We start from the raw sequence: 1086 nt of genomic DNA, 5'->3' as shown, positions 1-1086 counted from the left end.
AAGCGCGTAGGACCCAAGAACCTGCGGTCCTTAAGACTGGTTGGAGGAGAATCTGATGGTTAATCCGCATGAGAATCAAATTGCCGGGCGGGCCTCTCGGCTGCACAGCGAGGCCGTCATTCGGGACGCTCACGCCGGGCTAACACCTTTCGCCGACCTGGACCTGAGCTTCCTCGACCGTTGGCGCCAGGGAGGTGTCAGTCATATTGCCTTCTGTATCGGCTACGACGTGATGCCTTGGCAGATACCGTGCGTTGCGCAGCCCATCTCAGGCGCTGGATAGACATGCATTCCGACCGGTTCATGATGGCGGGCACGGTGCAAGACATCATGCAAGCCAAGGCTACCGGAAAGCTAGCAGTCTCCTTCGATTTGGAAGGCGCGGTCGCTTTGGACGAGAACATTGAAATGATCTCGCTTTACTACCGAATGGGCGTGCGCCACATGAACTTCGCCTACAATATCAACAACGCGTTTGGCGGGGGCTGCCACGACGTCGATATTCCGTTGACCGCGCTCGGCCGAGAAGCTGTGGTCGAGATGAACCGGGTTGGCATGCTGGTCGACTGTAGCCATACGGGCTACCGCACCTCGATGGACGTGTTCGAGTTGTCGACGAAGCCGGTTGTGTTTTCACACTCGAACCCGAAAGCTGTTTACGACCACGGTCGCAACATCCGCGACGACCAGATGAAAGCCTGCGCCGCGACGGGCGGGGTGATCGGCATCAACGGTATCAGCACATTCCTCAATGGCGAAGATGCAACCTTCGAGACGGTTTTCCGTCATATAGACTACGCGGTCAACCTGGTCGGCATCCATCACGTCGGCATTGGCTCAGACATTGTTGTGGTACCAGTGCAAGAGGGTCCGGACATGTTCAGCAAATTTCCGGAATACTGGCCTGGCTACACGGCTGAGGATTGGAAGAAATTTCATACCTACCAGCCTGAACAATTTTGGGGGCTCACCGAAACGCTAGTCCGCCACGGCTATTCTGATGCTCACATCAAACTAATCATGGGCGAGAACTTCATGCGGGTAGCCTCGGTCGTTTGGAAGTGACCGGGCTTGCCGGTGCTCAGT

Annotated in this window: 1 protein-coding gene; it reads left to right on the top strand. The window is 56.4% G+C overall.

The genetic code is table 11. The features are described 5' to 3' along the window. The first annotated feature begins 237 nt into the window (after window positions 1-237). On the top strand, window positions 238-1065 hold the full coding sequence (locus tag AC0L3I_RS36860; protein WP_473530223.1) for a dipeptidase: 828 nt from the start codon (window positions 238-240) through the stop codon (window positions 1063-1065). The last annotated feature ends 21 nt before the right edge of the window (window positions 1066-1086 follow it).

It is taken from the genome of Mesorhizobium sp. WSM4840, assembly GCF_055811755.1.
The sequence above is the reverse complement of the archived record's forward strand: the minus strand, read 5'-3'. Positions and strand labels throughout refer to the sequence as shown.